24 protein-coding genes are annotated in these 26,204 nt (G+C 73.2%); 7 read left to right on the top strand and 17 right to left on the bottom strand.

The window, feature by feature from the left end; translation table 11 throughout:
• Positions 1-248: 248 nt before the first annotated feature.
• The 3 genes from ACIQOW_RS35500 to ACIQOW_RS35490 all read right to left on the bottom strand — a co-directional run bounded on the left by ACIQOW_RS35500 (position 249) and on the right by ACIQOW_RS35490 (position 2,164).
• Entirely contained in the window at positions 249-1,052 is an 804-nt protein-coding gene (locus ACIQOW_RS35500) for a DUF3710 domain-containing protein (RefSeq protein WP_401091981.1), read from the bottom strand.
• A gap of 69 nt (positions 1,053-1,121) precedes the next feature.
• Complete coding sequence (gene dut, locus ACIQOW_RS35495) at positions 1,122-1,589, bottom strand: dUTP diphosphatase (RefSeq protein ID WP_030239204.1); 468 nt, start codon at positions 1,587-1,589, stop codon at positions 1,122-1,124.
• Complete coding sequence (locus ACIQOW_RS35490) at positions 1,586-2,164, bottom strand: PaaI family thioesterase (RefSeq protein WP_401091986.1); 579 nt, start codon at positions 2,162-2,164, stop codon at positions 1,586-1,588. Before ACIQOW_RS35490 ends, dut begins: the two co-directional genes overlap by 4 nt.
• 135 nt (positions 2,165-2,299) lie before the next feature.
• On the opposite strand from ACIQOW_RS35490, the gene ACIQOW_RS35485 reads away from it, so the two are divergent.
• Complete coding sequence (locus ACIQOW_RS35485) at positions 2,300-2,749, top strand: DUF3093 domain-containing protein (protein WP_188296108.1); 450 nt, start codon at positions 2,300-2,302, stop codon at positions 2,747-2,749.
• 259 nt (positions 2,750-3,008) lie between these two features.
• On the opposite strand, the gene ACIQOW_RS35480 is transcribed toward ACIQOW_RS35485, so the two are convergent.
• The 4 genes from ACIQOW_RS35480 to ACIQOW_RS35465 form a co-directional block, all read right to left on the bottom strand.
• Positions 3,009-3,308: a DUF4193 domain-containing protein gene (locus ACIQOW_RS35480; protein WP_030057692.1), complete on the bottom strand. Its 300-nt coding sequence runs from the start codon at positions 3,306-3,308 to the stop codon at positions 3,009-3,011.
• A gap of 473 nt (positions 3,309-3,781) precedes the next feature.
• Positions 3,782-4,765 carry an acyl-ACP desaturase gene (locus ACIQOW_RS35475; RefSeq protein ID WP_401091980.1) on the bottom strand — a complete coding sequence of 328 codons (984 nt, stop codon included), beginning with the start codon at positions 4,763-4,765 and terminating at the stop codon, positions 3,782-3,784.
• A 233-nt stretch (positions 4,766-4,998) separates the two neighbouring features.
• Positions 4,999-6,309 carry a sensor histidine kinase gene (locus tag ACIQOW_RS35470; RefSeq protein WP_401091979.1) on the bottom strand — a complete coding sequence of 437 codons (1,311 nt, stop codon included), beginning with the start codon at positions 6,307-6,309 and terminating at the stop codon, positions 4,999-5,001.
• Positions 6,310-6,408: 99 nt separating this feature from the next.
• Entirely contained in the window at positions 6,409-7,062 is a 654-nt protein-coding gene (locus ACIQOW_RS35465; protein ID WP_188296105.1) for a response regulator transcription factor, read from the bottom strand.
• 441 nt (positions 7,063-7,503) lie between these two features.
• Between ACIQOW_RS35465 and ACIQOW_RS35460 the strand changes: the two genes are divergently transcribed.
• Complete coding sequence (locus ACIQOW_RS35460) at positions 7,504-7,689, top strand: hypothetical protein (RefSeq protein WP_030057688.1); 186 nt, start codon at positions 7,504-7,506, stop codon at positions 7,687-7,689.
• Positions 7,690-7,872: 183 nt separating this feature from the next.
• Here ACIQOW_RS35460 and ACIQOW_RS35455 read toward each other — a convergent pair whose 3' ends face one another.
• Positions 7,873-8,691: an inositol monophosphatase family protein gene (locus ACIQOW_RS35455; protein ID WP_317620013.1), complete on the bottom strand. Its 819-nt coding sequence runs from the start codon at positions 8,689-8,691 to the stop codon at positions 7,873-7,875.
• A gap of 76 nt (positions 8,692-8,767) precedes the next feature.
• Positions 8,768-9,910, bottom strand: coding sequence for a ferrochelatase (locus ACIQOW_RS35450; RefSeq protein ID WP_401091978.1), 1,143 nt, complete (start codon positions 9,908-9,910; stop codon positions 8,768-8,770).
• 132 nt (positions 9,911-10,042) lie between these two features.
• Here ACIQOW_RS35450 and ACIQOW_RS35445 point away from each other — a divergent pair, with 132 nt between their 5' ends.
• Together ACIQOW_RS35445 and ACIQOW_RS35440 are read left to right on the top strand one after the other, a co-directional pair.
• The gene (locus ACIQOW_RS35445) at positions 10,043-11,311 is read left to right on the top strand and encodes an MFS transporter (protein ID WP_401091977.1); all 1,269 of its coding nucleotides are present in this window, start codon (positions 10,043-10,045) and stop codon (positions 11,309-11,311) included.
• Positions 11,312-11,485: 174 nt separating this feature from the next.
• Positions 11,486-12,808: a D-arabinono-1,4-lactone oxidase gene (locus ACIQOW_RS35440; RefSeq protein WP_401091976.1), complete on the top strand. Its 1,323-nt coding sequence runs from the start codon at positions 11,486-11,488 to the stop codon at positions 12,806-12,808.
• On the opposite strand, the gene ACIQOW_RS35435 is transcribed toward ACIQOW_RS35440, so the two are convergent.
• Positions 12,805-13,710, bottom strand: coding sequence for a hypothetical protein (locus ACIQOW_RS35435; RefSeq protein ID WP_401091975.1), 906 nt, complete (start codon positions 13,708-13,710; stop codon positions 12,805-12,807). The two genes, ACIQOW_RS35440 and ACIQOW_RS35435, sit on opposite strands and share 4 nt — an antisense overlap.
• A 517-nt stretch (positions 13,711-14,227) precedes the next feature.
• Between ACIQOW_RS35435 and sepH the strand changes: the two genes are divergently transcribed.
• The gene (gene sepH, locus ACIQOW_RS35430; protein WP_188296100.1) at positions 14,228-15,313 is read left to right on the top strand and encodes a septation protein SepH; all 1,086 of its coding nucleotides are present in this window, start codon (positions 14,228-14,230) and stop codon (positions 15,311-15,313) included.
• A gap of 64 nt (positions 15,314-15,377) precedes the next feature.
• Here the strand turns inward: sepH and ACIQOW_RS35425 are convergent, their stop codons facing one another.
• Entirely contained in the window at positions 15,378-16,256 is an 879-nt protein-coding gene (locus tag ACIQOW_RS35425) for a sulfurtransferase (protein WP_401091974.1), read from the bottom strand.
• Between the two features lie 165 nt (positions 16,257-16,421).
• Between ACIQOW_RS35425 and ACIQOW_RS35420 the strand changes: the two genes are divergently transcribed.
• Positions 16,422-17,174 carry a VOC family protein gene (locus tag ACIQOW_RS35420; RefSeq protein ID WP_401091985.1) on the top strand — a complete coding sequence of 251 codons (753 nt, stop codon included), beginning with the start codon at positions 16,422-16,424 and terminating at the stop codon, positions 17,172-17,174.
• Positions 17,175-17,201: 27 nt separating this feature from the next.
• Here ACIQOW_RS35420 and ACIQOW_RS35415 read toward each other — a convergent pair whose 3' ends face one another.
• The 4 genes from ACIQOW_RS35415 to ACIQOW_RS35400 form a co-directional block, all read right to left on the bottom strand.
• Positions 17,202-17,858 (bottom strand): thymidine kinase, encoded by a 657-nt coding sequence (locus ACIQOW_RS35415; RefSeq protein WP_401091973.1) that lies wholly within the window; start codon positions 17,856-17,858, stop codon positions 17,202-17,204.
• Positions 17,859-17,928: 70 nt separating this feature from the next.
• A complete protein-coding gene (locus ACIQOW_RS35410) occupies positions 17,929-19,116 on the bottom strand; it encodes an alkaline phosphatase family protein (RefSeq protein ID WP_401091972.1) in 1,188 nt (395 codons plus the stop codon).
• A gap of 35 nt (positions 19,117-19,151) precedes the next feature.
• The gene (locus ACIQOW_RS35405) at positions 19,152-19,751 is read right to left on the bottom strand and encodes a DUF5998 family protein (RefSeq protein WP_188296095.1); all 600 of its coding nucleotides are present in this window, start codon (positions 19,749-19,751) and stop codon (positions 19,152-19,154) included.
• A 91-nt stretch (positions 19,752-19,842) separates the two neighbouring features.
• A complete protein-coding gene (locus ACIQOW_RS35400) occupies positions 19,843-22,713 on the bottom strand; it encodes a GNAT family N-acetyltransferase (RefSeq protein ID WP_401091971.1) in 2,871 nt (956 codons plus the stop codon).
• A gap of 227 nt (positions 22,714-22,940) precedes the next feature.
• Between ACIQOW_RS35400 and ACIQOW_RS35395 the strand changes: the two genes are divergently transcribed.
• The gene (locus tag ACIQOW_RS35395; RefSeq protein WP_188296094.1) at positions 22,941-23,222 is read left to right on the top strand and encodes an HPr family phosphocarrier protein; all 282 of its coding nucleotides are present in this window, start codon (positions 22,941-22,943) and stop codon (positions 23,220-23,222) included.
• A 90-nt stretch (positions 23,223-23,312) separates the two neighbouring features.
• Here ACIQOW_RS35395 and ACIQOW_RS35390 read toward each other — a convergent pair whose 3' ends face one another.
• Positions 23,313-24,506: an RtcB family protein gene (locus ACIQOW_RS35390; protein ID WP_401091970.1), complete on the bottom strand. Its 1,194-nt coding sequence runs from the start codon at positions 24,504-24,506 to the stop codon at positions 23,313-23,315.
• 321 nt (positions 24,507-24,827) lie between these two features.
• Positions 24,828-26,192, bottom strand: a complete 1,365-nt coding sequence (locus ACIQOW_RS35385) for a M16 family metallopeptidase (protein ID WP_401091984.1) — start codon at positions 26,190-26,192, stop codon at positions 24,828-24,830.
• Positions 26,193-26,204: the final 12 nt, after the last annotated feature.

Genomic DNA, 26,204 nt, shown 5'->3' with positions numbered 1-26,204 from the left:
TTCGGACTGCCTTCCAGCAGGCCCTCCGGGCTTCGTTCTTTCGTGTTTCAAGCTTATCAGATGTTTTCCGCTCCGTTTTCCGGAGTTTCATTCATCGGATTTGCTTTCCGCTTTGCCGCCCCGGTCTCCCGCGGCGACTCCGGAACTGTACGGTGACTGGCCCGCCACATGCAAATCGCCCCTGCCCGGGTTCCCGGGCAGGGGCGATCAGTGCCGATCAGAGCAGCTCAGGGCGGCTCACAGCCGGGTCAGCGGACCTCGGTGATCTCCGGGCCGCGCGCGAACGGGTCGAGCGCAGTGCCACCGAAGCGGCTGTCGCCCTCGCCCGCGCCGGCGGCCGCCCCGCCACCGTCGGCGACCATCTGGGCGTCCTCGGGAAGCTTCAGCACGATCGGGTCGCGGGGAGCCATCGGGGACTCGCCGCGCACGACGACCGTCTGGCGGAAGACCTGCTCCAGGATTCCGGCCATCTCCGGCTGCACCGCGGCCTGGCCGGAGATCACGCCGCGCAGGAACCAGCGCGGGCCGTCGCAGCCGACGAACCGCACCAGCTGCACGCCCTGGGTGCCGTCCGGCAGCTGCACCGGGACCTGAGCGCGGAGGTGCCAGCCGAGCGGGCCCTCCTCCTCCTCGATGAGACCGCCCTGCCCGGTGATGCCGCCGGCGATCTCCTCCCGGACCTCCCCCCAGATGCCCTCCGACTTCGGGGCCGCGAAGGCCTGGAGCTGGATGGCGCTGTTGCCGAGCACCAGGGTCGCCGCCACGATCGCGTCACCGGCGACCTCGACGCGCAGCTCCATGCCCTCGACGCCCGGGACCAGCAGACCCCCGAGGTCGACTCGCCCCTCCTCGGGGTTCTCCAGTTCGGAGTGGTCCCACGGACCGTCGGGCCGGGGGGCCGGCGGCAGGCCGACCTTGTCGGCCTGGTCCAGCTCGGTCACGTTCTCGCTCTCGGCGGAACCTTCGACGTCATCGGCCGTCTCGTCGGCGCTGATGGCGTCGTCGGCGAGCTGCTCGACAGCGTCCTCGCTCTTCTGGCGACGACGGAACACGGTCACTGTCCTTCCCGGTCCAAGACCGATGCGAATACCTGCTCGGCTTCCTGCGAAGCCGCGGGCATGCTAGACCGCGGCGTGGCCGCCGGTCGACCCGAACCCGCCCTCGGCGCGTGCCGACCCAGGCAGCTCCTCCACCTCGTGGAAGCGGGCCTTCTCGACCTGCTGGATCACCAGCTGGGCGATGCGGTCCCCTCGGCGGAAGCTGACCCCCTCGCGCGGGTCCAGATTGACGACGATCACCTTGATCTCTCCACGGTACCCGGCATCGACCGTCCCCGGGGCGTTCACGAGGGCAACGCCGCAACGAGCTGCCAGCCCGGAGCGGGGGTGGACGAAGGCCGCGTAGCCGTCCGGCAGGGCGACGGCGATGCCGGTGGGCAGGACGGCCCGCTCACCGGGGGCCAGCTCGGCGTCGACGGTGGTGCGCAGATCGGCGCCGGCGTCCCCGGGCTGCGCGTAGGCGGGCAGCGGCAGCTCTGGATCGATGCGCTTGATCAGGACGTCCAGCTGCGGACGGGGGGTGTCGCTCAAGGGTTCACCTCAAAGGCTCGTGCGCGCTTCATCAGATCAGGGTCGTCGAGGACCTTCTCGATGTCCTCGGCACGACCGTGCGTGGTGAAGTGTTCCAGCTTCACCTGGATGAAGAGGGCCTGCGCACGCACGGCGACCGGTCCTTCCGGACCGCCGATCCGCGCCTCGGCGGCGCTGTAGATCTTGCGGCCGTGCACGCCGGTGACCCAGGCGCGCAGGTGCAGCACCGAGCCGACGGGCACCGGGCTGAGGAAGTCGGTCTCCAGCCGGCCGGTCACGGCGGGGGCGTGCAGCAGCCAGTTGAGCGTGCCGAGGGTCTCGTCCATGGCGGTGGTCAGCAGCCCGCCGTGGGCGAGGCCGGGGCCGCCCTGGTGGGCGTCGCGGATGGCGAACTCGGCGGTGACGTCGAGTCCCTCACCAGCGACCGCGTCGATCCGCAGGCCTCCGGGGTGCTGCGGGCCGCAGCCGAAGCAGTGCTCGTAGTGGGAGCCGAGCCGGGTGCCGGGGGCGGGCGCCTGGGGGTGGCGCTCCGGCAGGACGGCGTCCGGCGGCGGGGTGGTCGGCGACGGCGGCAGCGCGGGCGCCGGGCGGTCGGTGGGGGTGGTGGGGGCTGTCGTACCGGTCACGGAGCCCAACCCTACCCAGGGGTAGAACGGCCTCCGGTGGGGGTGGCGTCCCGGGCCGGGCGTCAGGGCGCCCACAATGGAGGCATGTACGACGAACGCCTCACGGTGCCGCGTTCCTGGTGGCTGCTCCCGATCGCGGTGGGTCTCACGCTCGCGCTGATCCTGATCCGGGTCAGCGGTCCTGCCGCGCTGATCGGGCTGGTGGTCGGCATCGCCGCCGGCGCGGTCGCGATCAGCAGCTACGGCTCGGCCCGCATTCGCGTGGTCCAGGGCTCACTGGTGGCCGGCCCGGCCCGGATCCCGGTCGACGCGCTCGGCGGCGCGCAGGCGCTGAGCCCGGCCGAGGCCGCGGCCTGGCGCGGGCCCAAGGCCGATCCGCGCGCCTTCATGCTGCTGCGCAGCTACGTCCCGACGGCACTTCGGGTCGAGGTGACCGACCCGGCCGACCCGACGCCGTACCTCTACCTGTCGACGCGCTCGCCGATGAAGCTGGCGGAGGCCCTGGAGGACGCCAGGCGCGGCGCCCGCACCTGAGGCCCCGGGCGGCCGGACCGCGGACGAGGACGAGCCGGACGGAAGTGGCCGGACAAACGGAGAGGGACGGTTCCGCTGCTGCGGGACCGTCCCTACGACTTTGTCCTGACCGGTTCACCGGCCGACTCCGTCCTGCCGGGCCCGTCCTGCCGGACGGTTCCCGGACCTGCCGTCCGGCCCCGCTGCCCGGGGCCGGAAGGAGCGGTGTGCCGGTCCCGCGGGCGCAGCCGCGGGCACCGGGCCCTGTCCGCCGCGGTGCTCAGGCGCCGCAGTCCCGGCAGATCGGGTTGCCGTTCTTCTCGCTGTAGAGCTGGCTGCGGTGGTGCACCAGGAAGCAGCTCATGCAGGTGAACTCGTCCGCCTGCTTGGGCAGCACTCGGACGGCGAGTTCCTCGTTCGAGAGGTCGGCGCCCGGGAGCTCCATGCCCTCGGCGGCGTCGAACTCGTCGACGTCGACGGAGCCGCCGCCCTTGTCGTTCCGCCGAGCCTTGAGCTCCTCGATGCTGTCTTCGTTGAGCTCGTCGTCAGTCTTGCGTGGGGTGTCGTAGTCGGTTGCCATTTGTCGCTCTCCCCCTCCGGGTTTGTGCGGTGTGTGCGGTATCTCCAGCGCACGTAACGCATGGGGGGCCGGTCTTGTGCCCGACCCGAGGCGGAGATTTTGCCTTACTTCAAGCCCTGTTACTCAATCGACACTCAGCCCGGGCTCCATCGGGGTGATCCCCGGGGCTGTGGAAGGCCTCACGCTGGGCCATCGTCGGCCCTCCTCAGCCCCGGCGAACCGGACACGCACAGTGAGCGTCGCGGGTGCGAACACCCGCCGAATCCCTTGCCGGCCAGGGATGCCGACCGATCCCGCGGTCCGATCCGGGTCCGGAATCCGGTCACGGACCGCGATCGGCACCCCTGATCAGGTGATCACTCTCCGAGGTTGCCCGAAATCGCGGAGCGACACGATGTGAGCTTGGTCACGTTCAGAATCTTCCTGGGCAAACCGCTGAAAATCCACCCACTCCGACCGTACGGCGCCGAGCCTCAGACCGCGCTCTTCCGGGCCGCGCGACGAGCCACCAGGGCGGCCTGGCGCTCCTCGAACTTCCGGGCCTGGCCGTCCAGCCCGTCCAGGAAGACGCCCAGCTCGTTCTGCGCCAGCAGGCCCTCGGGGCCGAGGCCGCCGATCTCCATCACCTTGAGGTGGCGCAGCACCGGCTGCAGCACGTCGTCGTGGTGGATACGCAGGTTGTACACCCCGCCGAGGGCGATCTGCGCGGCGGCGCGCTCGAAGCCGGGGATGCCGTGGCCGGGCATCCGGAAGTCGGTGACCACGTCGGCGATGGCCCGCATGGCCTGGTCGGGGGCGATCTCCAGGGCGGCCTTCAGCAGGTTCCGGTAGAAGACCATGTGCAGGTTCTCGTCGTTGGCGATCTTCGCCAGCAGCTGCTCGCAGAGCGGGTCGCCGGCGTACTTGCCGGTGTTGCGGTGCGCGATGCGGGTGGCGAGCTCCTGGAAGGCCACGTAGGCGACCGACTGGAGCATGCTGTGCGCGTTGTCGGACTCGAAGCCCTCCGACATGTGGCTCATCCGGGCCCGCTCCAGCTCCACCGGGTCGACCGCCCGGGTGGCGAGCAGGTAGTCGCGGATGGCTATCCCGTGGCGGCCCTCCTCGGCCGTCCAGCGGTGCACCCAGGTGCCCCAGGCGCCCTCGCGGCCGAACATGCTCGCGATCTCGTGGTGGTAGCTCGGCAGGTTGTCCTCGGTCAGGAGGTTCACCACCAGCGACACCCGGCCCAGCGCCGTCACCTGGGACTGCTCCAGCGACCAGGCTTCGCCGCCCAGCACGCCGTCGAAGTCGCGGCCCTGGCTCCACGGGACGAACTCGTGGGGCATCCACTCCTTCGCCACCTCCAGGTGGCGGTTGAGTTCCTTCTCCACGACCTCCTCGAGGGCGAGGATCAGCCGCGCGTCGGTCCAGCCGCTCGCGACGAGTGAGGAGCTGCTCTGCACAGGGGCGATGGTCACGGTCTTGCTCCTGAGGGGACGGCACGCGCTGGGACGGGCGCGCTGGACGGGAACACGTCGTAGGAACCCGTCGACGGGGGCCGCCGGCGGACTCACCTACGGTTGCGTAGGTTACGACACCGTAAGTTGCTCGGGCCGGAAAAGACAAGCCGCCCCCGCCAGGCCTTATGTCGTCTTGACGGGCCTGGCGGGGACGGCTGGAAACGGTCGCCTGCGGAAGGGGCGTTCGACCCTTACGGCGAGGGGAGGCGGACCCTCATGGTGAGGCCGCCACCGGCGCGCGGCGTGGCCTCGACGGTGCCGCCGTGGGCGCGCACCACCGAGCGGACGATGGACAGGCCGAGCCCGACCCCCTTGTCGCTGCGGGTGCGGTCGGCGCCCTTGACCCGGCGGAACGGCTCGAAGATGTGCTCCAGTTCGTACCCGGGCACCACCGGTCCCGTGTTGGAGACCACCAGCTCGCCGCCGCCGGGGACGGCCGTGGTGGCCAGCTCGACCCAGCCGCCCGCGGTGTTGTAGCGGACCGCGTTCTGCAGCAGGTTGAGCGCGAGCCGCTCCAGCAGCACGCCGTTGCCCGCGACCATGGCCGGGTCGAGCTTCGAGCGCAGCTCGACCTCGCGCTTGTCGGCCTCGACCCTGGTCTGCTCCAGCGCCCTGGTGGCCACCTCGGACAGCTCCACCGGGCGCCGGTCGGTCAGCTCGTTCTCGCTGCGGGCGAGCAGCAGCAGGCCCTCGACCAGCTGCTCGCTGCGCTCGTTGGTGGCCAGCAGGGTCTTGCCCAGCTGCTGGAGGTCGGCCGAGACCCCCGGGTCGGAGAGCTGGACCTCCAGCAGGGTGCGGTTGATCGCCAGCGGCGTGCGCAGCTCGTGCGAGGCGTTGGCGACGAAGCGGCGCTGGGAGTCGAAGGAGCGGTCCAGCCGGTCCAGCATGTCGTCGAAGGTGTCGGCGAGCTCCTTGAGCTCGTCGTCCGGGCCGTCCAGCTCGATCCGTCGGTGCAGGTCGGAGGAGGCGACGTCACGCGCGGTGCGGGTGATCCGGCCGAGCGGGCGCAGCACCCGGCCGGCCATCGCGTAGCCGGCCGCGAAGGCGATCACGGCGAGGCAGACCAGGACGGTGAGCAGCTTGCGCAGCAGGGTGTTGAGCGCCGCGGCGGCCTGGATGGACCTGTTGTCGTTCAGCCACTGGTCGAGCCCGGCCTGGCTGGTGAGGCTCCGGCCGTCCGGCGTCAGCACCGAGATGCCGGGCCCGGTGAGCACCAGGTGCGGCTGGCCGACCTCCTGGAGGGACTGCCGGACGAAGAAGTACATCACCAGCAGCAGCACCACGCCGGCCATCAGGAACATCCCGCCGTACAGCAGGGTGAGCCGCATGCGGATGGTGGGGCGGAAGGGCAGCCAGGCGAGCAGGCCGTCACCGGGGACGTAGGTCTCGTGCTCGCGCGGCCGGGCCGGACGCGGTGGGTGCGCGGGCTTGGGCGGTACGGCACGCGGGCTGCCGGCGGGCGCGCCGGAGGGCCCGCCGGCCAGGGGCGGCGGGGTGGTCATGACGGTCCTCTCGGGGCGTCCGCCGGGGCGGGCGCTGGATACGGCGGGAAATCCTCGGAGCGGATTCCGGAGGGGTGGTTTCCGGGGGGTGGTTTCCGGTCAGATCCGGTAGCCGGAGCCCGGCACGGTGATGATCACCGGCGGGTCGCCGAGCTTGCGGCGCAGCGTCATCACGGTGACGCGCACGACGTTGGTGAACGGGTCGGTGTGCTCGTCCCAGGCCTTCTCCAGCAGCTGCTCGGCGGAGACCACGGCGCCGCCGGCCCGCATCAGCACCTCCAGGACGGCGAACTCCTTGGGGGCGAGCTGGACGGTGCGCCCCTCGCGGATCACCTCGCGGCGACCGGGGTCGAGCGAGATGCCGGCCCGCTCCAGCACCGGAGGCAGCGGGACGGTCGCGCGGCGGCCCAGCGCCCTTACCCGGGCGACGAGTTCGCTGAAGGCGAACGGCTTCGGAAGGTAGTCGTCCGCGCCGATCTCCAGGCCCTCGACCCGGTCGCTGATGTCGCCGGAGGCGGTCAGCATGATCACCCGGGTGGCCAGGCCCTGCTCGACCACCTTGCGGCAGACGTCGTCCCCGTGGACCAGCGGAAGGTCGCGGTCCAGGACGACGACGTCGTAGTCGTTGACCGCGATGCGCTGGAGCGCGGCCTCCCCGTCGTACACCACGTCGACGGCCATCGCCTCGCGGCGCAGGCCGGTCGCGACGGCCTCGGCGAGCAGCTGCTCGTCCTCGACGACGAGAACCCGCACAGTCGTTGTCCCTTCTCCAGGCCGGCCCGGGAAGCGGACGCACGGCTCCGACGGTGCCTCCATCCTGCCTGGTCCGGCGGTAAAGCAGCGATAAGCTGCCCCACGGACAGGGGACCCGAGCCCGCAGCGGTGACCGTTCGCGTCCGCACCACTCCGTTTGGACTGTGACGCGGGCAACTTTCTTCGGCCGGGAGGTTTCCCGGTCCCCGGTGCGGGGAGGACAGCTGCACACCCGCGATCTGGCTGACGGCCGATCGCACCCACCCGCCGTGCGTTCATCCGCGCCGGCCCTGGGGCTGGGACATCACCGGGAGCGGCCGAAGGTCGTCTCCGCGCCCGTCCGGAATTCACCACCTTCCGGCCTGGGTGCTTTCACCGGCTGGACCTCCTCAGGGCGGAGAGCGCACGACCGTGCACGTCCGACACAGTAAGGGGGCCCGTATGGACGCCTTCAAGGCCGGAATCCTGCAGCGCATAGCCAACGCCGAGCAGGACCTGCACCGCGCGATCGAGGCCGGGGACGAGTTCCTCGCCGAGGTGGAGCAGTCCGAGCTGGACGACCTCCGCCGACTCGCCGCCGAGCACGGCGTGGACACGGTGCTGGAGCGCCACCGCACCGCTGCCTGATCCGTCCGGCACACCGACCCGTCGCCGGATCTCCGGCACCAGCGGCCCTGCGGGGGCCGTGCGAAACCCAGGCCCTGGCATCCCCCGTATGTCAGGGCTCTTCGCATGTCCGGCCCCGCCCGCTGCCCCGCCCACCCCGGTCCAGGCGGCGGGCAGGGCGGCGGGCAGGACGGCCGGAACCGGTCAGTCCTCCCAGGCGCGCAGCGCGGCCAGGCGCTCCTGGAGCGGCTCGTAGACCCCGGGGGCGGCGGCCACGGTCAGCTCGCCGTCCGGGCCGTGCCCGGGGCGGCCGCCGACCAGGGCGCCGGCCTCGGTGGCGATCAGACAGCCGGCCGCCCGGTCCCAGGGGGCGAGGCCGCGCTCGTAGTAGCCGTCCAGCCGCCCCGCGGCGACGTCGCACAGGTCCACCGCGGCCGCTCCGGCCCGGCGGATGTCCCGCACCTCGGGCATCAGCGCCAGCAGCACCTCGGCCTGCCGCACCCGCACCGGCTGGACGTAGTTGAAGCCGGTGGCGATCAGCGCCTGCCCCCAGGGCGGGGCCGGGCGGGCCGAGAGCGGGCTGCCGTCCAGGCGGGCCCCGCGGCCCAGGACGGCGTGGAACAGCTCGCCGCGGGCCGGGGCGTACACCACGCCGACGACCGCCCGGCCGTCCACCTCGGCGGCCACGCTGACCGCCCAGGAGGGCAGCCCGTAGAGGTAGTTGACCGTTCCGTCGAGCGGGTCCACGACCCAGCGCACCCCGCTGGTGCCCGGCCGCTCGGCGCCCTCCTCGCCGAGGTAGCCGTCCTCGGGGCGGCGGTCGGTGATCAGTTCCAGGACGAGCTTCTCGGAGGCGAGGTCCATCTCGGTGACCACGTCGACCGGGCTGCTCTTGGTGCCGGCCACGCCGAGGTCGGCGGGGCGGCCGTCGCGCAGCAGGGCGCCGGCCTGCCTGGCCGCGTCCAGGGCGACCTCCAGCAGGTCGTCGAGGAGCCGGTCGTCGGGCAGGGCGGGGGTGGGCACGGGGTTCTCCTCCGGGGCGACGGAACGGGCGGGGCGGGCGGACGAGACGGGCGGGACGGGCCGACGGCGCGGACGGTCAGCGCTCGGCGACGGCCGGGCGCGGGGCGCGCGGGTTGGGGCAGCAGGCCACCGCGCACACGTCGTGGCCGGGGCCGAGGGCCCCGAGGGCGCAGCGGGTGACATCCTCGCCGCGCTCGGTGGCGGCCCGCTCCAGGACGAGTTCGCGCACCGCGGCGGTGAACCGGGGGTCGGCGCCGACGGTGGCCGCACGCGCCACCGGCAGGCCGAGTTCGGCGGCCTTGGCGACGGCCTCGGTGTCGAGGTCGTACTTCACCTCCATGTGGTCGGAGACGAAGCCGATCGGGACCATCACCACGGCCGGCGCGCCGTCGGCGTGCTGGGCCTCCAGGTGGTCGCAGATGTCGGGTTCCAGCCACGGGATGTGCGGGGCGCCGCTGCGGCTCTGGTACACCAGCTCCCACGGCCGGTCGGCCACGCCGGTGCGCTCGGCCACGGCGGCGGTGATCAGCCGGGCCACGTCCAGGTGCTGGGCGACGTACGCGCCGCCGGGCCGGCCGCGGGCCGGGTCGTCGGGGGCGCCGGAGGTCTCGGCCATGCCGTCCGGGATGGAGTGGGTGGTGAACGCCAGCCGGGCGCCGGGGCGGACGGCCTCGGGCAGCTCCGCCAGGGCGGCCAGGGTGGCGTCGATCATCGGCTCGACGAAGCCCGGGTGGTTGTGGAAGTGCCGCAGCTTGTCGACCCGCAGGGCCGGTACGCCCTCCTCGGCGAGCGCGGCCAGCGCGTCGGCCAGGTTCTCCCGGTACTGGCGGCAGCCCGAGTAGCCGGCGTAGGCGCTGGTGGCGAGCACGGCGATCCGGCGGTGGCCGTCGGCGGCCAGCTCCCGCAGGGTGTCGACCAGGTAGGGGGCCCAGTTCCGGTTGCCCCAGTAGACCGGCAGGTCCAGCCCGTGCTCGGCGAAGTCCTCGCGCAGCGCGGCGAGCAGCTCGCGGTTCTGTCCGTTGATCGGACTGATCCCGCCGAACATGAAGTAGTGCTTGCCCACCTCCTTCAGCCGCTCCTTGGGGATGCCACGGCCCCGGGTGACGTTCTCCAGGAACGGGACGACCTCCTCGGGGCCCTCGGGCCCGCCGAAGGAGAGCAGCAGCAGGGCGTCGTACGGGGCGGCGCCGGAGCGGGAGAGTTTGCGCGCGTCGGACATGGCACCGATCCTGCCACCGAGGGACCGGACGCCGTCGCCGGGGCCGCGCCGGTGCCCGGAAAATACCGTTTGCCAAGGTACGTAAGCTGTGTTTACCGGCCTTGTTCCTTACTCCCCCCGCCCGGAGCTCCCGTGCTGTCCAGCTACCGCCAGATATTCGCCTCCCCCGGCACTCTGGCCTTCTCCTCCACCGGCTTCGTCTCCCGACTGCCGATCTCCATGACCGGGATCGGCATCGTGACCATGCTGTCCCAGCTCAGAGGCTCCTACGGGGTGGCCGGCCTGGTCTCGGCCTGCCTCGCGATCTCCGCCGCCGTCCTCGGCCCGCAGGTCTCCAGGCTGGTGGACCGGCACGGCCAGCGCAGGATCATCGTCCCCGCCATGGCGATCACCGTCGTCGCCGTCACCGGCCTGCTGCTCTGCGCCCGGTTCGAGGCGCCGGACTGGACGCTGTTCGTCTTCGCCGCCGGCATGGGTGTGATGCCGAGCACCGGCGCGATGGTCCGCGCCCGCTGGGCCCACCTCTACCGCGAGGACACCGGCAAGCTCCACACCGCGTACTCCTTCGAGGCCGTGGTCGACGAGGTCTGCTTCATCGTCGGCCCGATCCTCTCCATCGGCCTGGCCACCTCCGTCTTCCCCGAGGCCGGCGTGCTGCTCGCCGGGATCTTCCTCGCCCTCGGCGTCCTGCTGTTCGCCGGGCAGCGCTCCACCGAGCCGCCGGTCCATCCGGCCGCCCGGCACCAGGGCGGCTCGGTCATCCGCAACGGCGGCCTCCAGACGCTGATCCTGACCTTCGTCGCCACCGGCGCGATCTTCGGCTCGGTCGAGGTGGTCACCGTCGCCTACGCCGAGGCCCAGGGCCACAAGTCGATCTCCAGCGTGATCCTCGCCCTGTGGGCGCTCGGCTCCTGCCTGGCCGGGGTGGTCTTCGGGACCCTCAAGCTCACCGGCTCGATGGCGACGCGCTTCCTCGTCGGCGTCCTGTTCATGGCGGTCAGCATGGTGCCGCTGCTGCTGGTCGCCCACACGGTGCACGGCGTCGGCGGGCTGGCCGTGGTCGGCGCCGCGCTGCTGGTCGCGGGCATCGCCATCTCCCCCACCCTGATCACCGCGATGGCGCTGGTCGAACGGCTCGTCCCGGCCGCCCAGCTGACCGAGGGCATGACCTGGACCACCACCGGCCTGGCGCTCGGCGTCGCGGCCGGCTCCTCGGCCGGCGGCTGGGTGATCGACGCCTCCGGCGCCGCCGCGGGCTACTGGGTCCCGCTGGCGGCCGGCCTGCTCGGGGTGGTCGCCGCCCTGGCCGGCCTGAGCCGGCTGCGCGCCGGACTGGCCGCCGGCACGCCCGACACGGCGGCGGCCGACGGGGTCGAACGACCCGTAGACGCCGAACGGTGAACTGACTAATCTCTCGCCCTACCCGCGGGCCTACCTGTGGGTAGGGCCTGTCTTTTGGATTTGGTCGGATCAGGGCCGCGGACCCGGCAAGGATCCAAGAGACAGGCCCTGAGGGCGGCCGCGCCGCCCCGGACCGCGCCGACCCGTTCGGCCACGGAGCAGAAGGCAGCGCACATGCCCCAGGCCAGTACCGCGACGCCCACCCGGTGGACCAACTGGGCCGGCAACCAGAGCGCCCGGCCCGCCCGGACCGCCGCCCCCGGCACCGTGGAGGAACTGGCCAAGGAGATCCTGCGGGCCGCCGAACAGGGCCGGACGGTCAAGGCGGTCGGCTCAGGACACTCCTTCACCTCGATCGCCTCGGCCGGCGACGGCGTCCAGATCCGCCCGCACGCGCTCACCGCGGTCCGCGGGATCGACCGCGAGGCCGGCACCATCACCGTCGAGTCCGGTCTCCCGCTGCACCGGCTCAACCGGGTCCTCGCCGCCGAGGGACTCTCGCTGACCAACATGGGCGACATCGAGGTCCAGACCGTGGCCGGCGCCACCAGCACCGGCACCCACGGCACCGGCCGTGACTCCGGCTCGCTGGCCGCCCAGATCCGCTCGCTGGAGATCGTCCTCGCCGACGGCACCGTCAGGCACTGCTCCCCCACCGAGAACCCCCGGCTCTTCCACGGCGCCCGGCTCGGCCTCGGCGCCCTCGGCGTGATCACCGCGCTCACCTTCGGTGTCGAGCCGGCCTTCCTGCTCACCGCCCACGAGCAGCCGATGGGCTTCGACGAGGTGCTGGAGCGCCTGGACGACCTCACCGCCGTCAACGAGCACTTCGAGTTCTACTGGTTCCCGCACACCGTCCGCTGCTCCACCAAGCGCAACAACCGCAGCCAGGGCCCGGCCGCCCCGCTGCCGCGGTTCAAGGAGTGGCTGGAGGACGACTTCCTCTCCAACACCGTCTGGGAGGGTGCCTGCCGGGTCGGCCGGCGCTTCCCCGGATCGATCCCCTCGATCGCCGCGCTGGCCAGCCGGGCCTGGTCCGAGCGCAGCTTCACCGACACCGCGTACAGGGTGTTCACCAGCCCGCGCAAGGTCCGCTTCCTGGAGATGGAGTACGCGGTGCCGCGGGCGGCCGTCGGCGAGGTGCTCCGCGAGCTGAAGGCCCTGGTCGAACGCTCCGACTGGAAGGTCAGCTTCCCGGTCGAGGTGCGCTTCGCCCCCGCCGACGACCTCTGGCTCTCCACCGCCTCCGGCCGGGACAGCGCCTACATCGCCGTTCACCTCTACCGCGGCACCGCCGACCGGGGCTACTTCACCGGTGTCGAACAGCTGATGACCGCCCATCAGGGCCGGCCGCACTGGGGCAAGCTGCACACCCGCGACGCCGGGTACCTGTCCGGCGTCTACCCGCACTTCGGCGACTTCACCGCGCTGCGGGACGAGGTCGACCCGCAGCGCGTGTTCGGCAACGACTACCTGCGCCGGGTGCTCGGCGCCTAGGACGTGCGGGACGTCTCGTCGACGGGCGGCGGCGGGGCCACCGGCACCTTCGCCGGTTCGTTCGCCGGGTTGTTCGCCGGGTTGTTCGCCGGGTCGCTGCCCGGCGCCGACGGCGGCGGGGTCGCCTCGCCGGTCGGCTTCCCGCCGCCCGCCGACGGGGAGGAGCCGGCCGACGGGGTCGCGCCCGCACCGGCCGAGGGGGAGGCCGTTCCCGCGCCGGTGCTCGGCGTGCCGCTCGGCTCCCGGCCCGGCCGCGTGGTCGCCGACGGCGAGGCGCCGCCGGACGGGGTGGCGTCGGACGGCTTGGTCTCCCGGCCGTTCCGGTCGCCCGGGGCGGGCCGGTCCGACGGGGCGTCCTGCGGCTGGGAGGACTTGGGCGCCACCGAGCCGCCGAAGGAGGTGCCGTTGCCGGACTCGCCCTTGACCGTCGCCGACACCGGCTGCCCGGTGGCCAGTTCGAACGCCACGATCGGCGTCATCGCCACCACGAAGACCAGCCCCGACACCGCCGCGTACGTCTTCCAGCCCCACCGCCGACGCGCCCGGACGACCCGCGGTTCGTTCCACTCCGAGCTGATCACCGCCGGCCGCGCCGACGGCTCGGGCCCGGCGGGCGTCTGGCGCAGGGTGTTGGCGGTCTGGTTCGGCCCCCGGTCCACCACCTCGCGCAGCTGCTCACCGGTGCGCTTGAAGATGTGCTGGAACACCGCGCCGCCGGTGGTGGCCCCGATGCTCACCACGGCGGCGCCCAGGATCGTGCCGTACACCCCCAGTTCGGAGGCGAACAGCGCGCCCACCACCGTGGCCAGCGCACTCGCGGCGACCTGAGCCACACTCAGATCGATCCGCCTGCGCTCCTCCTTGGCCTTTCCGCCCTCGTCGGCGGGGCTCCGCTCCGGCATCGCCATCCCTCGGTCCGTACGGCTGTTCTTCGAACAAGACACTCCATCTTGCCCAAAGAAGGACACAAGGGACGAAAATGCGGTTCTCCGGGCCCGGATTGTGTGAAGATGATCACCGTTCATCCGGTGGCGGTCCGCCATTAGGGGTGGGCGCTCTTGAGATTCCCGTGAATCGCGGGAGACTTGAGCGGCGAGCCGCCCCTCCGGATGCCACGAATGGAGTACTGTTCGTAAAGCCCGAGCCTTGGGTCGACTTGTCGACTGTGCCTACACCGGCAGCTTGACGAGGAGACACGGAGCGGGCACGCACGGCGACGCCCGTCCCGGACCGTCGCGTTCACTGCGCGTGCGAGGACGGCCGGGACACCCAGGCGCGACGTCGACGGATGGCGTGGCAAAAAGGCAACCGTGCCACAGCGGCGTGCGCGGGCGTAAGCCCGACACGCCGGGGAACTCAGCAAGGTTGTGGCCAGTCGCGAGCGGGCAGGCCACACTCAGTACGGGAGCAGCGACGCAGGTGACGTCGGCAGGCACAACCCGGGAGGTAACCGTGCCCGAACTGCGGGTTGTGGCCGTGAGCAACGACGGCACACGACTGGTGCTCAAGGCTGCCGACAGCACGGAGTACACCCTTCCCATCGACGAGCGGCTGCGCGCCGCCATCCGTGGGGACCGGCCACGCCTCGGCCAGATCGAGATCGAGGTCGAGAGCCACCTGCGCCCCCGGGACATCCAGGCCCGGATACGAGCCGGTGCCTCCGCCGAGGAGGTCGCCCAGGCCGCCGGGATCTCCGTCGACCGCGTCCGCCGCTTCGAGGGGCCGGTGCTCGCCGAGCGCGCCTTCATGGCCGAGCGCGCCCGCAAGACCGCCATCCGCCGCAACGGCGAGTCCCCCGGCCCGCAGCTCGGCGAGGCCGTGGCCGAGCGGCTCGCGCTGCGCGGCGCCGAGAAGGACACCGAACGCTGGGACTCCTGGCGGCGCGACGACGGCACCTGGGAGGTCATCCTCTCCTACCGGGCCGACGGCGAGGGCCGCAGCGCCTCCTGGACGTACGACCCGCCCCGGCGCCTGGTCCAGCCCAACGACGACGAGGCCCGCGCGCTGATCGGCGAGAACGTCGAGCGCGAGGAGGAGTCGATCTTCCCGTTCATCCCGCGGATCGCCCGGCTCCCCCAGGACCGGCCGCCCCGCCCGATGATCGACAGGCCCTCGGCCGACCGCATCATGTCGGCGCGCGAGGTCCGCGAGTCGCGGGAGGCCACCGCCGAGTCCAGGGACTCGCTGACCAGCCTGCTCGACGTGGTCCCCGCCTTCCGCGGCGACCTCGCCGTCGGTGGCCCGGCCCCGGTCGAACCGGTGCCCGCCGAGGTCGCCGAGGAGAGCGAGGAGACGGCCGCGGCGGCCGCCGCCGCACCCGCGGTCGGCGCGGGCTCGGCCTACGCCGACATCCTGATGCCGCGCGCCGTCGCCCCGCACCGCGAGCGCCTGGTCGGCACCACCGACCGGCAGGCCGAGGCCGACGGCGTCCGGCCCGGCCGCCGGGCCACCGTGCCCAGCTGGGACGAGATCGTCTTCGGCAGCCGGCGCAAGAAGCAGGAGTAGCCGTAGCGGTACGCCGGAGGGGCGGGAGGCCTGGCCTCCCGCCCCTCCGGCGTGTCCCGCCGGCTCAGCCCGGCTGCCCGGTGACCGCCACCGGGCGCGCCTCGTCGCTCGACCACTCGCTCCACGAGCCCGGGTACAGCGTGGCCGGCAGGCCCGCCACCTCCAGCGCCAGGATCTGGTGCGCCGCCGTCACGCCCGAACCGCAGTACACCGCGGTGTCCCGCTCCCCCGCGCCCAGCGCCCTGAACCGGGCGGCCAGTTCGGGCGCCGGCAGGAACCGGCCGTCCGGCCCCACGTTCCCGGCCGTCGGTGCCGAGACCGCGCCCGGGATGTGCCCGGCCCGCGGGTCGACCGGCTCGGTCTCGCCCCGGTAGCGCTCCCCGGAGCGGGCGTCCAGCAGCAGGTCGCCGCGCGCCCAGGCCGCGGCGCCGTCCGCGTCCACCGTCGGCAGCTGCCCCGGCACCGGCTTGAAGTCGCCCTCCTCCGGGTCCGGCACCTCGGCCGTCACCGGCAGCCCGGCCGCCTCCCAGGCCGCGAAGCCGCCGTCCAGCACCCGGACGTCCCGGTGCCCGGCCCAGCGCAGCAGCCACCACGCCCGGGCCGCCGCCATCGAGGCCGCACCGTCGTACACCACGACCGGGCGCCGGGTGCCCACCCCGAAGCCGCGCATCGCCGCGCCGAACTCCTCCGGGTCCGGCAGCGGGTGGCGGCCGCCCCGGCCGGGGGCGCCGGGCGGCGCGGCCAGGTCCCGGTCCAGCTCGACGAAGTGGGCGCCGGGCAGGTGCCCGGCCCGGTACTCCTCGGCCGCGGTCGGGCCGCCCGGAGTGGCACCGACCAGCTGGTAGCGCACGTCCAACAGCACCGGCGGCAGCGCGGAGGCGAGCGCCTCCCGCAGTCCGGCCGCGGAGATCAGCGGAGAACCGTCGTTGTAGGTGGTGGTCATGGCGGCCATTGTCGCGCAGCCCGGCCGACTCGCCGCTCTTTGTGCGCTCTTTGCCGGACTTTCCGCGCGGCCCGAGGGTTGGGCGCCCGTCAGAGTGGAAGCATCACCCTCGCGCGCGAGGTTTCCGTGCGCCAACCACCCACGAGGAGGCCCGCATTGCCCGCGGTGGAACTCCGACTGGCCCAGGGCACGCCCTGCTGGGCCAGCCTGCTGACCGACGACCTGCCCGGCGCCCGCGCCTTCTACGGCGCCCTGCTCGGCTGGACGTACGCGCCCGGGCCGGGCCAGATCGGCGACTACGTCCGGGCCCGGCTGGACGGGGCACCGGTGGCCGGCCTCGGCGTCTCCACCGCCACCGGCTTCCCGGTGCAGTGGACGACGTACTTCGCCGTGGACGACGCCGACCGCACCGCCCAGCTGGTCCGCGCGTGCGGCGGGACGGTCGCCGTCGGGCCGCTCCAGGCCGAGCGCGCCGGCCGGATGGCCATCGCCTCCGACGTCTCCGGCGCGGTCTTCGGACTCTGGCAGGGCGAGGAGCACCTCGGCCGGGAGGCCGGCCGTGAACCCGGCGGACCGGCCTGGGCCGAACTCCTCACCCCCGACGCACAAGGCGCCGCCGCCTTCTACTCCACCGTGCTCGACCGCCCGGTCCGCTCCGCCGCGGACGAGACCGCGCTGCTGGTGCACGGGCGTCCGGTCGCCGGCATCCGGAACCGCGCCGAGCTGCGCGGCCACCCGCCTCGCTGGCGCACCCACTTCGCGGTCGGCGACGCCGACCTGACCGCCCGTCACGCCGTCGATCTCGGCGGCCGGATCCTGGTCGGACCGCACGACACCGCCCGTGGCCGGGCCGCCCGGCTGGCCGACCCGCAGGGCGGGCACTTCTCCGTCCTGGAGGTGCTTCCCCAGGAGCACTGACCCGTGAAGCCGGGGGCGCGCCCGCCCTCAGGCCTGCTGCTCCTCGAAGGGCAGCACGTCCGGTGAGAGCACCGAGGCGCGCGCCGTCGCCGCGGTCAGCCGGCGGCGGTGGTGACGGCGGCACAGCACCTCGTAGCCGACCTCGTCCCGGTCCACCGAGATGTCGCCGACCACCACCTGGGCGCCCTCGACCACCATCACCCCGCCGACCGTCCTGGCGTTGTGGGTGGCCCGCGCGCCGCACCAGCACAGCGCCTCGACCTGGAGCACCTCCACCCGGTCGGCCAGCTCGATCAGCCGCTGCGAGCCGGGGAACAGCCGGGTGCGGAAGTCGGTGGTGATGCCGAAGGTGTAGACGTCGATGTCCAGTTCGTCCACCACCCTGGCCAGCTGGTCGACCTGCTCGGCGGCGAAGAACTGCGCCTCGTCGCAGATCAGGTAGTCCACCCGGCCGCCGGCCGAGAGCCGCTGCACCACGTGCGCGTGGAAGTCGAAGTCGTCCGTCACCTCGACCGCGTCGGCGCGCAGGCCCAGCCGGCTGGAGATCGTCGCCGCGCCCGCCCGGTCGTTGCGGGTGAGGATCACGCCCCTCCGGCCGCGCGCCGCGTGGTTGTGGTCCATCTGCAGCGCCAGCGTCGACTTTCCGCAGTCCATCGTGCCCGAGAAGAACACCAGTTCAGCCATGGGTGGAGCAAGGGCCTTTCACATCAAGGGAGTTCGGACACAGAGGAGTCAGGTGCGCTGCGGGGCCCGGTCAGCCGCGGACTTCGAGCAACGGCACGAACTGCTCGACCGGGGTCATCGAACCGTGCAGACCGATCATCGCGGACTCGCCGGGCTCGTTGCGGGAGGCGACGATCGCGATGTCGTCGCGCGCCGCGGCCACCACGTCGCCGATCCGGGCGTACACCCGCTCGTCCACGGCCGGGCCGAACCAGCCCGCCTCGATCGCCTGGTCGCGGGTCGCCACCCACATCCGGTCGCCCAGCACCTCGCTCCAGACCGTGTGCACGTCGGCCGCGGCCCCGGGGACGGCGTACACGTGCCGGGCCCGGCCCTCGCCGCCGAGCAGGGCGACGCCGGCGCCCAGCTCCCAGTCCTCGTCGAAGTCGATCCGGTCCTCCGGGGCGATGTCGATCATGCCGTGGTCGGCCGTCACGTACATCGCCGAGCGCGGCGGCAGCTGCCCGGCCAGTCGGCGGGCCAGCCGGTCCACCGCGTCCAGCGTCATCCGCCACTCGTCCGAGTCCACCCCGAAGCGGTGGCCCGCGCCGTCCAGCTCGCTGACGTACGTGTACACCAGCGCCCGGTCGTGCTCGGCCAGCCAGGAGGCCGCCAGGTCCATCCGCTCCTCGCCCGTGGTGCGGCCGAGGAAGGTGCCGCCGGACAGCGCCACCTTGGTCAGCGGGGTCTGGGCGAACAGCGGGGACGAGACCTGCGCCGTCGCCACCCCGGCCTGGTGGGTGCGCTCGAAGACCGTCGGGTACGGCTGCCAGACGTGCGGCGCGGTGGGCGGCTGCCAGCGCAGCTGGTTCATCAGGTAGCCGGCGCCCGGCACCGCCACCGTGTACCCGGCCAGGCCGTGCAGGCCCGGCGGCGTACCGGTGCCGACCGAGGCCAGCGAGGTCGCCGTGGTGGACGGGAAGCCCGCGGTCAGCGGACGGCCGCTGCCGCCCAGCGAACTCCCGGCGAGCGAGGACAGGAACGGCGCGTACTCGGGGTGGCGCAGCAGCAGCTCCCAGCCCAGGCCGTCCACCAGGAACACCACCACCCGGTCGGCCGGGGCGACGGGCAGCGTCGCGGTGAACCCCGGGACGCCGAGCCCCGCCGCCACCGAGGGCAGCAGGTCGCACAGCGAACCGCTGCCGTACGGGGGCGCGGGGGCCGTGGCGGGGTCAAGGATCTCGAAGGCGTCGTAGCCGTCGGCAGGAACGAAGGACATGGAACCGGATTCGTAGCGGGCGGAAACGGCGGCGATCAGACCCGCGGACCGTTGCTGATCGTCGCGTCGGACAGGGCCCGGGCGAACACCAGCGCCTGGGACACCGTCTCCGGGCCGTCACCGGCCTCACTCACCCGCAGCGAGAGGTCGTCGGCCGTGGCCGAGCCGGTGTAGCCGTGGTCCGCCTCGCAGTTCGGGTCGGAGCAGCCGGCCGGCTCCAGGTCCAGGCGCTGCACCGCGCCCCAGCCGATCGTCAGCACCACCTCGCGCGGCAGCGTGCCGGGGGTGTACGTCTCCGGGTTCGCCACCATCCGGCTCACCACGACCGAGCCGATCCGGTCCAGCCGCACGCTCTCCGTCGACGTCGTCGCGAACGGCACCGCCGGGCTGCCCTCGGCGCCGGACTGCTCGTCGGTGTGGCTCACCACGAACCGGGTCGGGGTGAGCACCAGCACCGTCACGTGCCGGCGCACCTCGTTGGCGTCGAAGGTCGTCTCCTGGTGCACCAGGTAGGAGCTGATCGGCTCCGGGCCCACCGCGGACTCGACCGCCTCGGACACCAGGGCCGGGTAGTAGCCGCTGCGCTCGATCGCCGAGCGCAGGTCCTGAGTGGTGGTGGTACCGGTCTTCGCCATATCTCCATCCTGGCATGGTCCGCCGACGAAGCGGGCGGCACGGCGCCGAGCTTCGGACAACAGCGCCCGGGCAGGGCGCAACCAAGGAAGGTTACAGCGTGCTCATCGCGCGCGGGCCCAGATCGCTGCGGACCGGCAGGGGTGCGACCCGCACCCGCGCCCCCAGGATCGCCAGTCCGTGCGGGGCCACGACCACCGGTTCGAGATCCACCGAGGCGATCTCCGGCACGTCGTCCACCAGCTGCGACACCCGCAGCAGCAACTCCTCCAGGGCGCCGGTGTCCACCGCCTCGGCACCGCGCCAGCCGAACAGCAGCGGCGCCGCCCGCACCTCCCTGATCAGCCCGGCGACGTCCTGGTCGGTGGCCGGAACCAGCCGGTGCGCCAGGTCGCCCAGCAGTTCGGCCGGTGCGCCGGCCAGGCCGAAGGAGAGGATCGCGCCGACCGCGGGGTCGACCGTGGCGGCTATCACGGTGTCCACGCCGCGCGGGGCCATCCGCTGGACCATCAGCCCGGCCTGCGCGGCGCCGCCGAGCAGCGCGTCCAGCTCGTGGTGGGCGCGGCGCAGGCCCGCCTCGTCGGTCAGGTCCAGCCGGACGCTGCCCAGGTCGGGGCGGTGGCGCAGGTGCGGGGCGGTCGCCTTGAGGGCCACCGGGTAGCCGAGTGCCCCGGCGGCCCTCACCGCGGTCTCCTCGTCCGGGGCGGGCATCGTCGGCGAGACGTCGATCCCGTAGCGGGCCAGCAGCTCCCTGGCCTGGGGCTCGGGCAGGGTGATCCGGGCGCCGCCGGGCTGGGTGCGCCAGAGGAGGGAGCGTCGCGTAGCGCCTCGGACAAGGGTGGCGGTGGGCGACGGGCGGGCGATCGCTGCCCTGGTGCTCAGCGCCTCCTCCACCAGCCGGCGGGCGCCGGGCTCGTCGATCCGGTCGAGTTCCGGGACCCGCGCCGTCTCCTCGGCCTCGGCCGTACGGCGGCGCCACTGCGCGTAGTGCACGGCGTGGGTGAGGGCGTTCACGGCCCGCTCGGGCGCCGCGTACGCGGGGATGCCGCCGGGGCGCAGCCGGGCCGGCAGGTCGGTCAGCGCCAGGTGGGTGAGCAGCAGCGGCTTGCCCAGTTCCCGGGCACGCTGTCCGGCTTCGAGCAGGGCGGCGGCGATCTCCGGGTCGTCCGAGCCCATCTCGGGGTCGTCCTCGGCGGTCAGCCGGCCGCCCATGAAGGCGTGCGCGGAGGTGCCGATCGGCGGGATCGCGACGGCGATCACCGCGTCCACGGCCGGGTCGGCGAGGGCGACGTCCAGGGCGATCCGGAAGTTCTCGCCGGTCGCGGCGGTGGTGAGGTCGACGGGGGTGCACGGGCGCAGGCCGGCGCTCAGCAGGGCGTCGTAGGTGAGCAGGCCGAGGGAGTCGGAGTTGCCGACCACCGCGACCCGGTCCCCCGTCGGCAGCGGCTGCTGGGCCAGCAGTTCGCCGGTGTCGTACAGCTCGGTGATGGTCGCGACCCGGGTGACGCCCGCCTGTTCGAACAGGGCGTCCACCGTGGCGTCGCGCAGGCCGGTGGCGGTGGCGGGGACGGCGTGGCCGGGCGGCAGGCTGCCGGTGTGCCGGGCGCCCTTGACCACCACGACCGGCTTGACGGCCGCGAGGCGGCGGGCGATCCGGGTGAACTTGCGGGGGTTGCCGAAGGACTCCAGGTACAGCAGCACCACCTGGGTGGCCTCGTCCTCGGCCCAGTACTGGAGGAAGTCGTTGCCGGAGACGTCGGCGCGGTTGCCGACCGAGGCGAAGGAGGAGACGCCGAGGCCGCGCTTGTGGGCGGCCTCCAACAGGGCCACCCCGATCGCGCCGGACTGGCAGAAGATGCCGAAGCCGCCGCGGCCGGGCAGGCGCGGGGCGAGCGAGGCGTTCAGCGGACGCTGCGGGTCGGTGCTGATCAGGCCGAAGGCGTTCGGGCCGATCACCCGCATGCCGGCCGCGCGGGCCTGGCGGACCAGCGCGCGCTGCCGGTCCCGGCCCTCCAGGCCGGTCTCCGCGTAGCCGGCGGTGACCACCACCAGGCCCTGCACCCCGTGGGCGCCGCACTCGGCGACGGCGGCCGGGACGGCGCTCTCGGGGACGGCGATCACCGCGAGGTCCACCGGTCCCGGAATGTCCAGAACCGAACGGTGGACCGGGACGCCGTCCAGCTCGGTGCCGGGTTCGGCGTTGCGGTTCACCGCGTACACCGGGCGGTCGGCCGGGGCCTCGTCCCCCAGCAGGTCGCGCAGGATGGCCCGGCCGACGGTCTGCGGGGTGCGGGAGACGCCGATCACCGCCACCGAGCGGGGCGTGAGCAGCCGCTGCACCGAGCGCGCCTCGGCGCGGTGCTCGCGGGCGCGCATCACGGCGAGCGAGCGGTCGGTCTGTTCGAGGTCGAAGTCCAGGTGCACCACGCCGTCGGCGAAGCTGCGGCGCTGGGTGTAGCCCGCGTCGGTGAAAACCTTCACCATCTTCCGGTTCTCCGGCAGTACCTCGGCCTGGAAGCGGCGGATGCCGCGCTCCTGGGCCACCGCCGCGATGTGCTCCAGCAGCGCGGAGGCCACACCGCGGCCCTGGTGGGCGTCCTGTACCAGGAAGGCCACCTCGGCGTCGGTGCCGGTGTCGGACGGGCGGCCGTCGGCGTCGATCCGGTCGTACCGGACGGTGGCGATGAAGCGGTCCCCGACCACGACCGCGAGGCCCACCCGGTTCACGAAGTCGTGGTGGGTGAAGCGGCGGACGTCCTTGTCGGAGAGCCGCGGATAGGGGGCGAAGAACCGGAAGTACTTGGACTGGTCCGACACCTGCTCGTAGAACTCGACGAGCCGTCCGGCGTCGGCGGGCGTGATCGGCCGGATCCGGGCCGTGCCGCCGTCACGCAGCAGGATGTCCGCTTCCCAGTGCTGCGGATAGTCGGGCTGATCGAGGTTCGCCACCGCGGGGTCTTCCACATTCGTCAGGTTATCCGGCGGCGAGCCGAATGGCGTCGGGCGCGTGCTCGCGGCAGGGTGGGCAGGGTCGGCGACCGGGGTTTATGCCCCGAAAAGAAACAATCACAAGTCTTGAACGCAGCGGCTCCGAGGAGCTACCTGCGTGCAACACTGGTCTAGACAACACGGTCGTTTTCCCCCGCTCCCGGAGCGCGGCCGTGACCAGCTTCACCGGAAAGGCACGTCTCATGGCTGAGCGCCGCGTCACCATCGGTTGGGCCGAGGGCCTGCACGCCCGTCCCGCCTCCGTCTTCGTCCGGGCCGTCACAGCCACCGGCGTGCCGATCACCATCGCGAAGCCGGGCGGCAACCCGGTCAACGCCGCCTCCATGCTCGGCCTCCTCGCCCTGGGCGCCCAGGGCGGCGACGAGGTCATCCTCGCCTCCGACGCCGAGAACGCCGGCGACGCGCTCGACCGCCTCGCCAAGCTCGTCTCCGAGGGCCTCGACGAGCTCCCCGCCGCGGCCTGAGCCCTCGCAGCCACCCGATCGGGGTGCCACCGGATTTCCGGTGGCACCCCGATCGGCATTTCCGGTCGGCCCGGACCGCGGCCGGCCGCGTCAGCCCTTGACGCAGACGACCTGCTTGAGGTGCGCGACCACCTCGACGAGGTCCTTCTGCTGCTCGATGACCTTCTCGATGTTCTTGTAGGCGCCCGGGATCTCGTCGACCACGCCGCCGTCCTTGCGGCACTCCACGCCCTTGGTCTGCTCGACCAGGTCCTGGGTGGTGAAGCGCTTCTTCGCGGCGTTGCGGCTCATCTTCCGGCCGGCGCCGTGCGAGGCGGAGTTGAACGCCGCCGCGTTGCCCAGGCCGCGGACGATGTAGGAGCCCGTCCCCATCGAGCCGGGGATGATCCCGAGGTCGCCGCTGCCGGCCCGGATCGCGCCCTTGCGGGTCACCAGCACGTCGACGCCGTCGTACGCCTCCTCCGCCACGTAGTTGTGGTGGCAGCTGATCACCTCGTCGAAGGCGACCTTCGACTTGGCGAACTCGCGCCGGACGACGCCCTGGAAGAGCGCCATCATGACCGCGCGGTTGCGCTTCGCGTACTCCTGCGCCCAGAACAGGTCCTGGCGGTAGGCGTTCATCTGCGGGGTGTCGGCGATGAACACCGCGAGGTCCTGGTCGATCAGGCCCTGGTTGTGCGGCAGCGAGCGGGCGACGCCCATGTGGTGCTCCGCCAGCTCCTTGCCGATGTTGCGGGAGCCGGAGTGCAGCATCAACCAGACCACATTGGTCGTATCAACGCACAGTTCTATGAAGTGATTTCCTCCGCCGAGCGTGGCCATCTGCTGCATCGCCCGTTCCCGGCGCCACTTGACCGCCTCCGCCACCCCGTCGAAGCGCTGCCAGAAGTCATCCCAACCCGCCGCCCGGAAGCCGTACAGCCTGGTCGGGTCGACCGGGTCGCTGTGCAGGCCGCGGCCGACCGGGATGGCCTGCTCGATCTTGCGGCGCAGGCGGGACAGGTCGTCCGGGAGGTCCTCGGCGGTGAGCGAGGTCTTCACCGCGCTCATCCCGCAGCCGATGTCGACGCCGACCGCCGCCGGGCAGACCGCGCCCTTCATGGCGATGACGGAGCCGACGGTGGCACCCTTGCCCAGGTGGACGTCGGGCATCACGGCGAGGCCGTGCAGCCAGGGCAGGGAGCTGATGTTGCGCAGCTGCTGCATGGCCTGGCCCTCGACGGTGGCCGGGTCGGTCCACATCCGGATCGGCACCCGGACGCCGGGCACCTCGGTGTACGTCATGGTCGAACGACCTCCAGAGGTCGGGAAGTTCACGTGAGGAAGCTGCCGCGCGAGGAATCCCGGCGCGGCTCGGGGAAGTTCGGGAGTGCGGGCTCAGACGCCCGGGGCGACGGTGCAGGGGGAATACGGCCTCGGGGAGCGTCGTCGTATCGCTTGCTCGACCCGCATGGTGGCCGCCTCCCTTCCTTCGTCGCCGTTCGCACGTGCTGTGCGTCGGGGAACATCTATCCACGGAACGGGCGTGGCCCGCAACGGATTTAAAAACGCGTCCGGCCCGGCGGAGCGGGTGCTCCACCGGGCCGGACGGGGCTGCGGCGGGCGTCAGCCGACGACGGTGACCTCGCCGATCCCGAGCGCCCGCACGTCGTCGGCGATCACGGAGGCGTCGCCGACCAGGACGGTGACCAGGCGGTCCGGCGGGAAGGCCGCGACGACCGCCTCGGTGGCGGCGGCGGTGGGCAGTTCGGCGAGCCGCCGGTAGACCTCGGCCTGGTAGTCGTCCGGCAGGTACTGCTCGACCTGGTCGGCCAGGGTGCCGGCGACCGAGCCCGCGGTCTCGTACTTCAGCGGCGCGACGCCGACCAGGAACTGCACGGCCTCGTCGCGCTCGGCGTCGGTGAGGCCCTCGGTACCGAGGGTGCGCAGGATGGTCCAGGTGTCGGCCAGCGCGGGCGCGGTGGAGGCGGTGTCCACCGAGCCGCTGATGGCGAGCAGCGAGCGTCCGCTGCCGTCGGCGGCCGAGCGCAGCGGCTGGGCGAAGGAGCGCACGCCGTAGGTGTAGCCCTTCTCCTCGCGCAGGACGCGGTCGAGCCGGGAGGTGAGGGTGCCGCCGAGGCAGTAGGTGCCGAGGGTCTGGGCGGCCCAGACCGGGTCGTGGCGGTCGGGCCCGATCCGGCCGATGAGCAGCTGGGTCTGGACGGAGCCGGGGCGGTCCACGATGACGACCCGGCCGCGGTCGTCGCCGGTGACCGGGGCGTGGACCGAGGGCTCGGCGGCGGTGCCGGTCCAGGTGCCGAGGGTGCTCTCCAGCAGGGCGGGCAGGTCGACGCCGGTGAGGTCGCCGACCACCACGAGGGTGCTGGTCCCGGGGCGCACGTGGGCGTCGTAGAAGGCCTTGACGGCGGCGCGGTCGATCGACTTGACGGTGTCGGCGGTGCCGGCGCGGGGCCGGGAGAGCCGGTCGGCGGCGTCGAAGAGCTCGGCGTACAGAGCCTTGGCCGCGCGCCGGGCGGGGTTGGCCTGCTCGTGGACGATCTCGTCCAGGCGGTTGGCGACCAGTCGCTCGATCTCGGCCTCCGGCAGCGCGGGGGCGCGCAGGGCGTCGGCGAGCAGGGACAGGCCGCGCTGGAGCCGGGAGGCCGGGACCTCCAGGGAGATCCGGATGCACGGGTGGTCGGCGTGCGCGTCGAGGGTGGCGCCGGCGCGCTCCAGCTCGGCGGCGAACTCCTCGGCGCTGAGGGTGTCGGTGCCCTCGCTGAAGGCGCGGGCGAGGATGCCGGCGATGCCGTCGAGGCCCTCGGGCTCGGCGGCGAGCGGGGCGTCGACGAGGACCTCGACGGCGACCAGCTGCTGACCGGGCCGGTGGCAGTGCAGGACGGTGATGCCGTTGCCGAGGGCGGCCCGCTCGGGGGCGGGGAAGTCCCAGGGGCTGGGCGTGCCCGGCTGGGGCTGGGGGTGGAAGGTCATGGCGGGGACGTA

The organism is Kitasatospora sp. NPDC091335 (assembly GCF_044757205.1).
Lineage (GTDB): Bacteria > Actinomycetota > Actinomycetes > Streptomycetales > Streptomycetaceae > Kitasatospora.
Note: the sequence above shows the minus strand (reverse complement) of the source record. Positions and strands in the feature narration are given on the sequence as shown.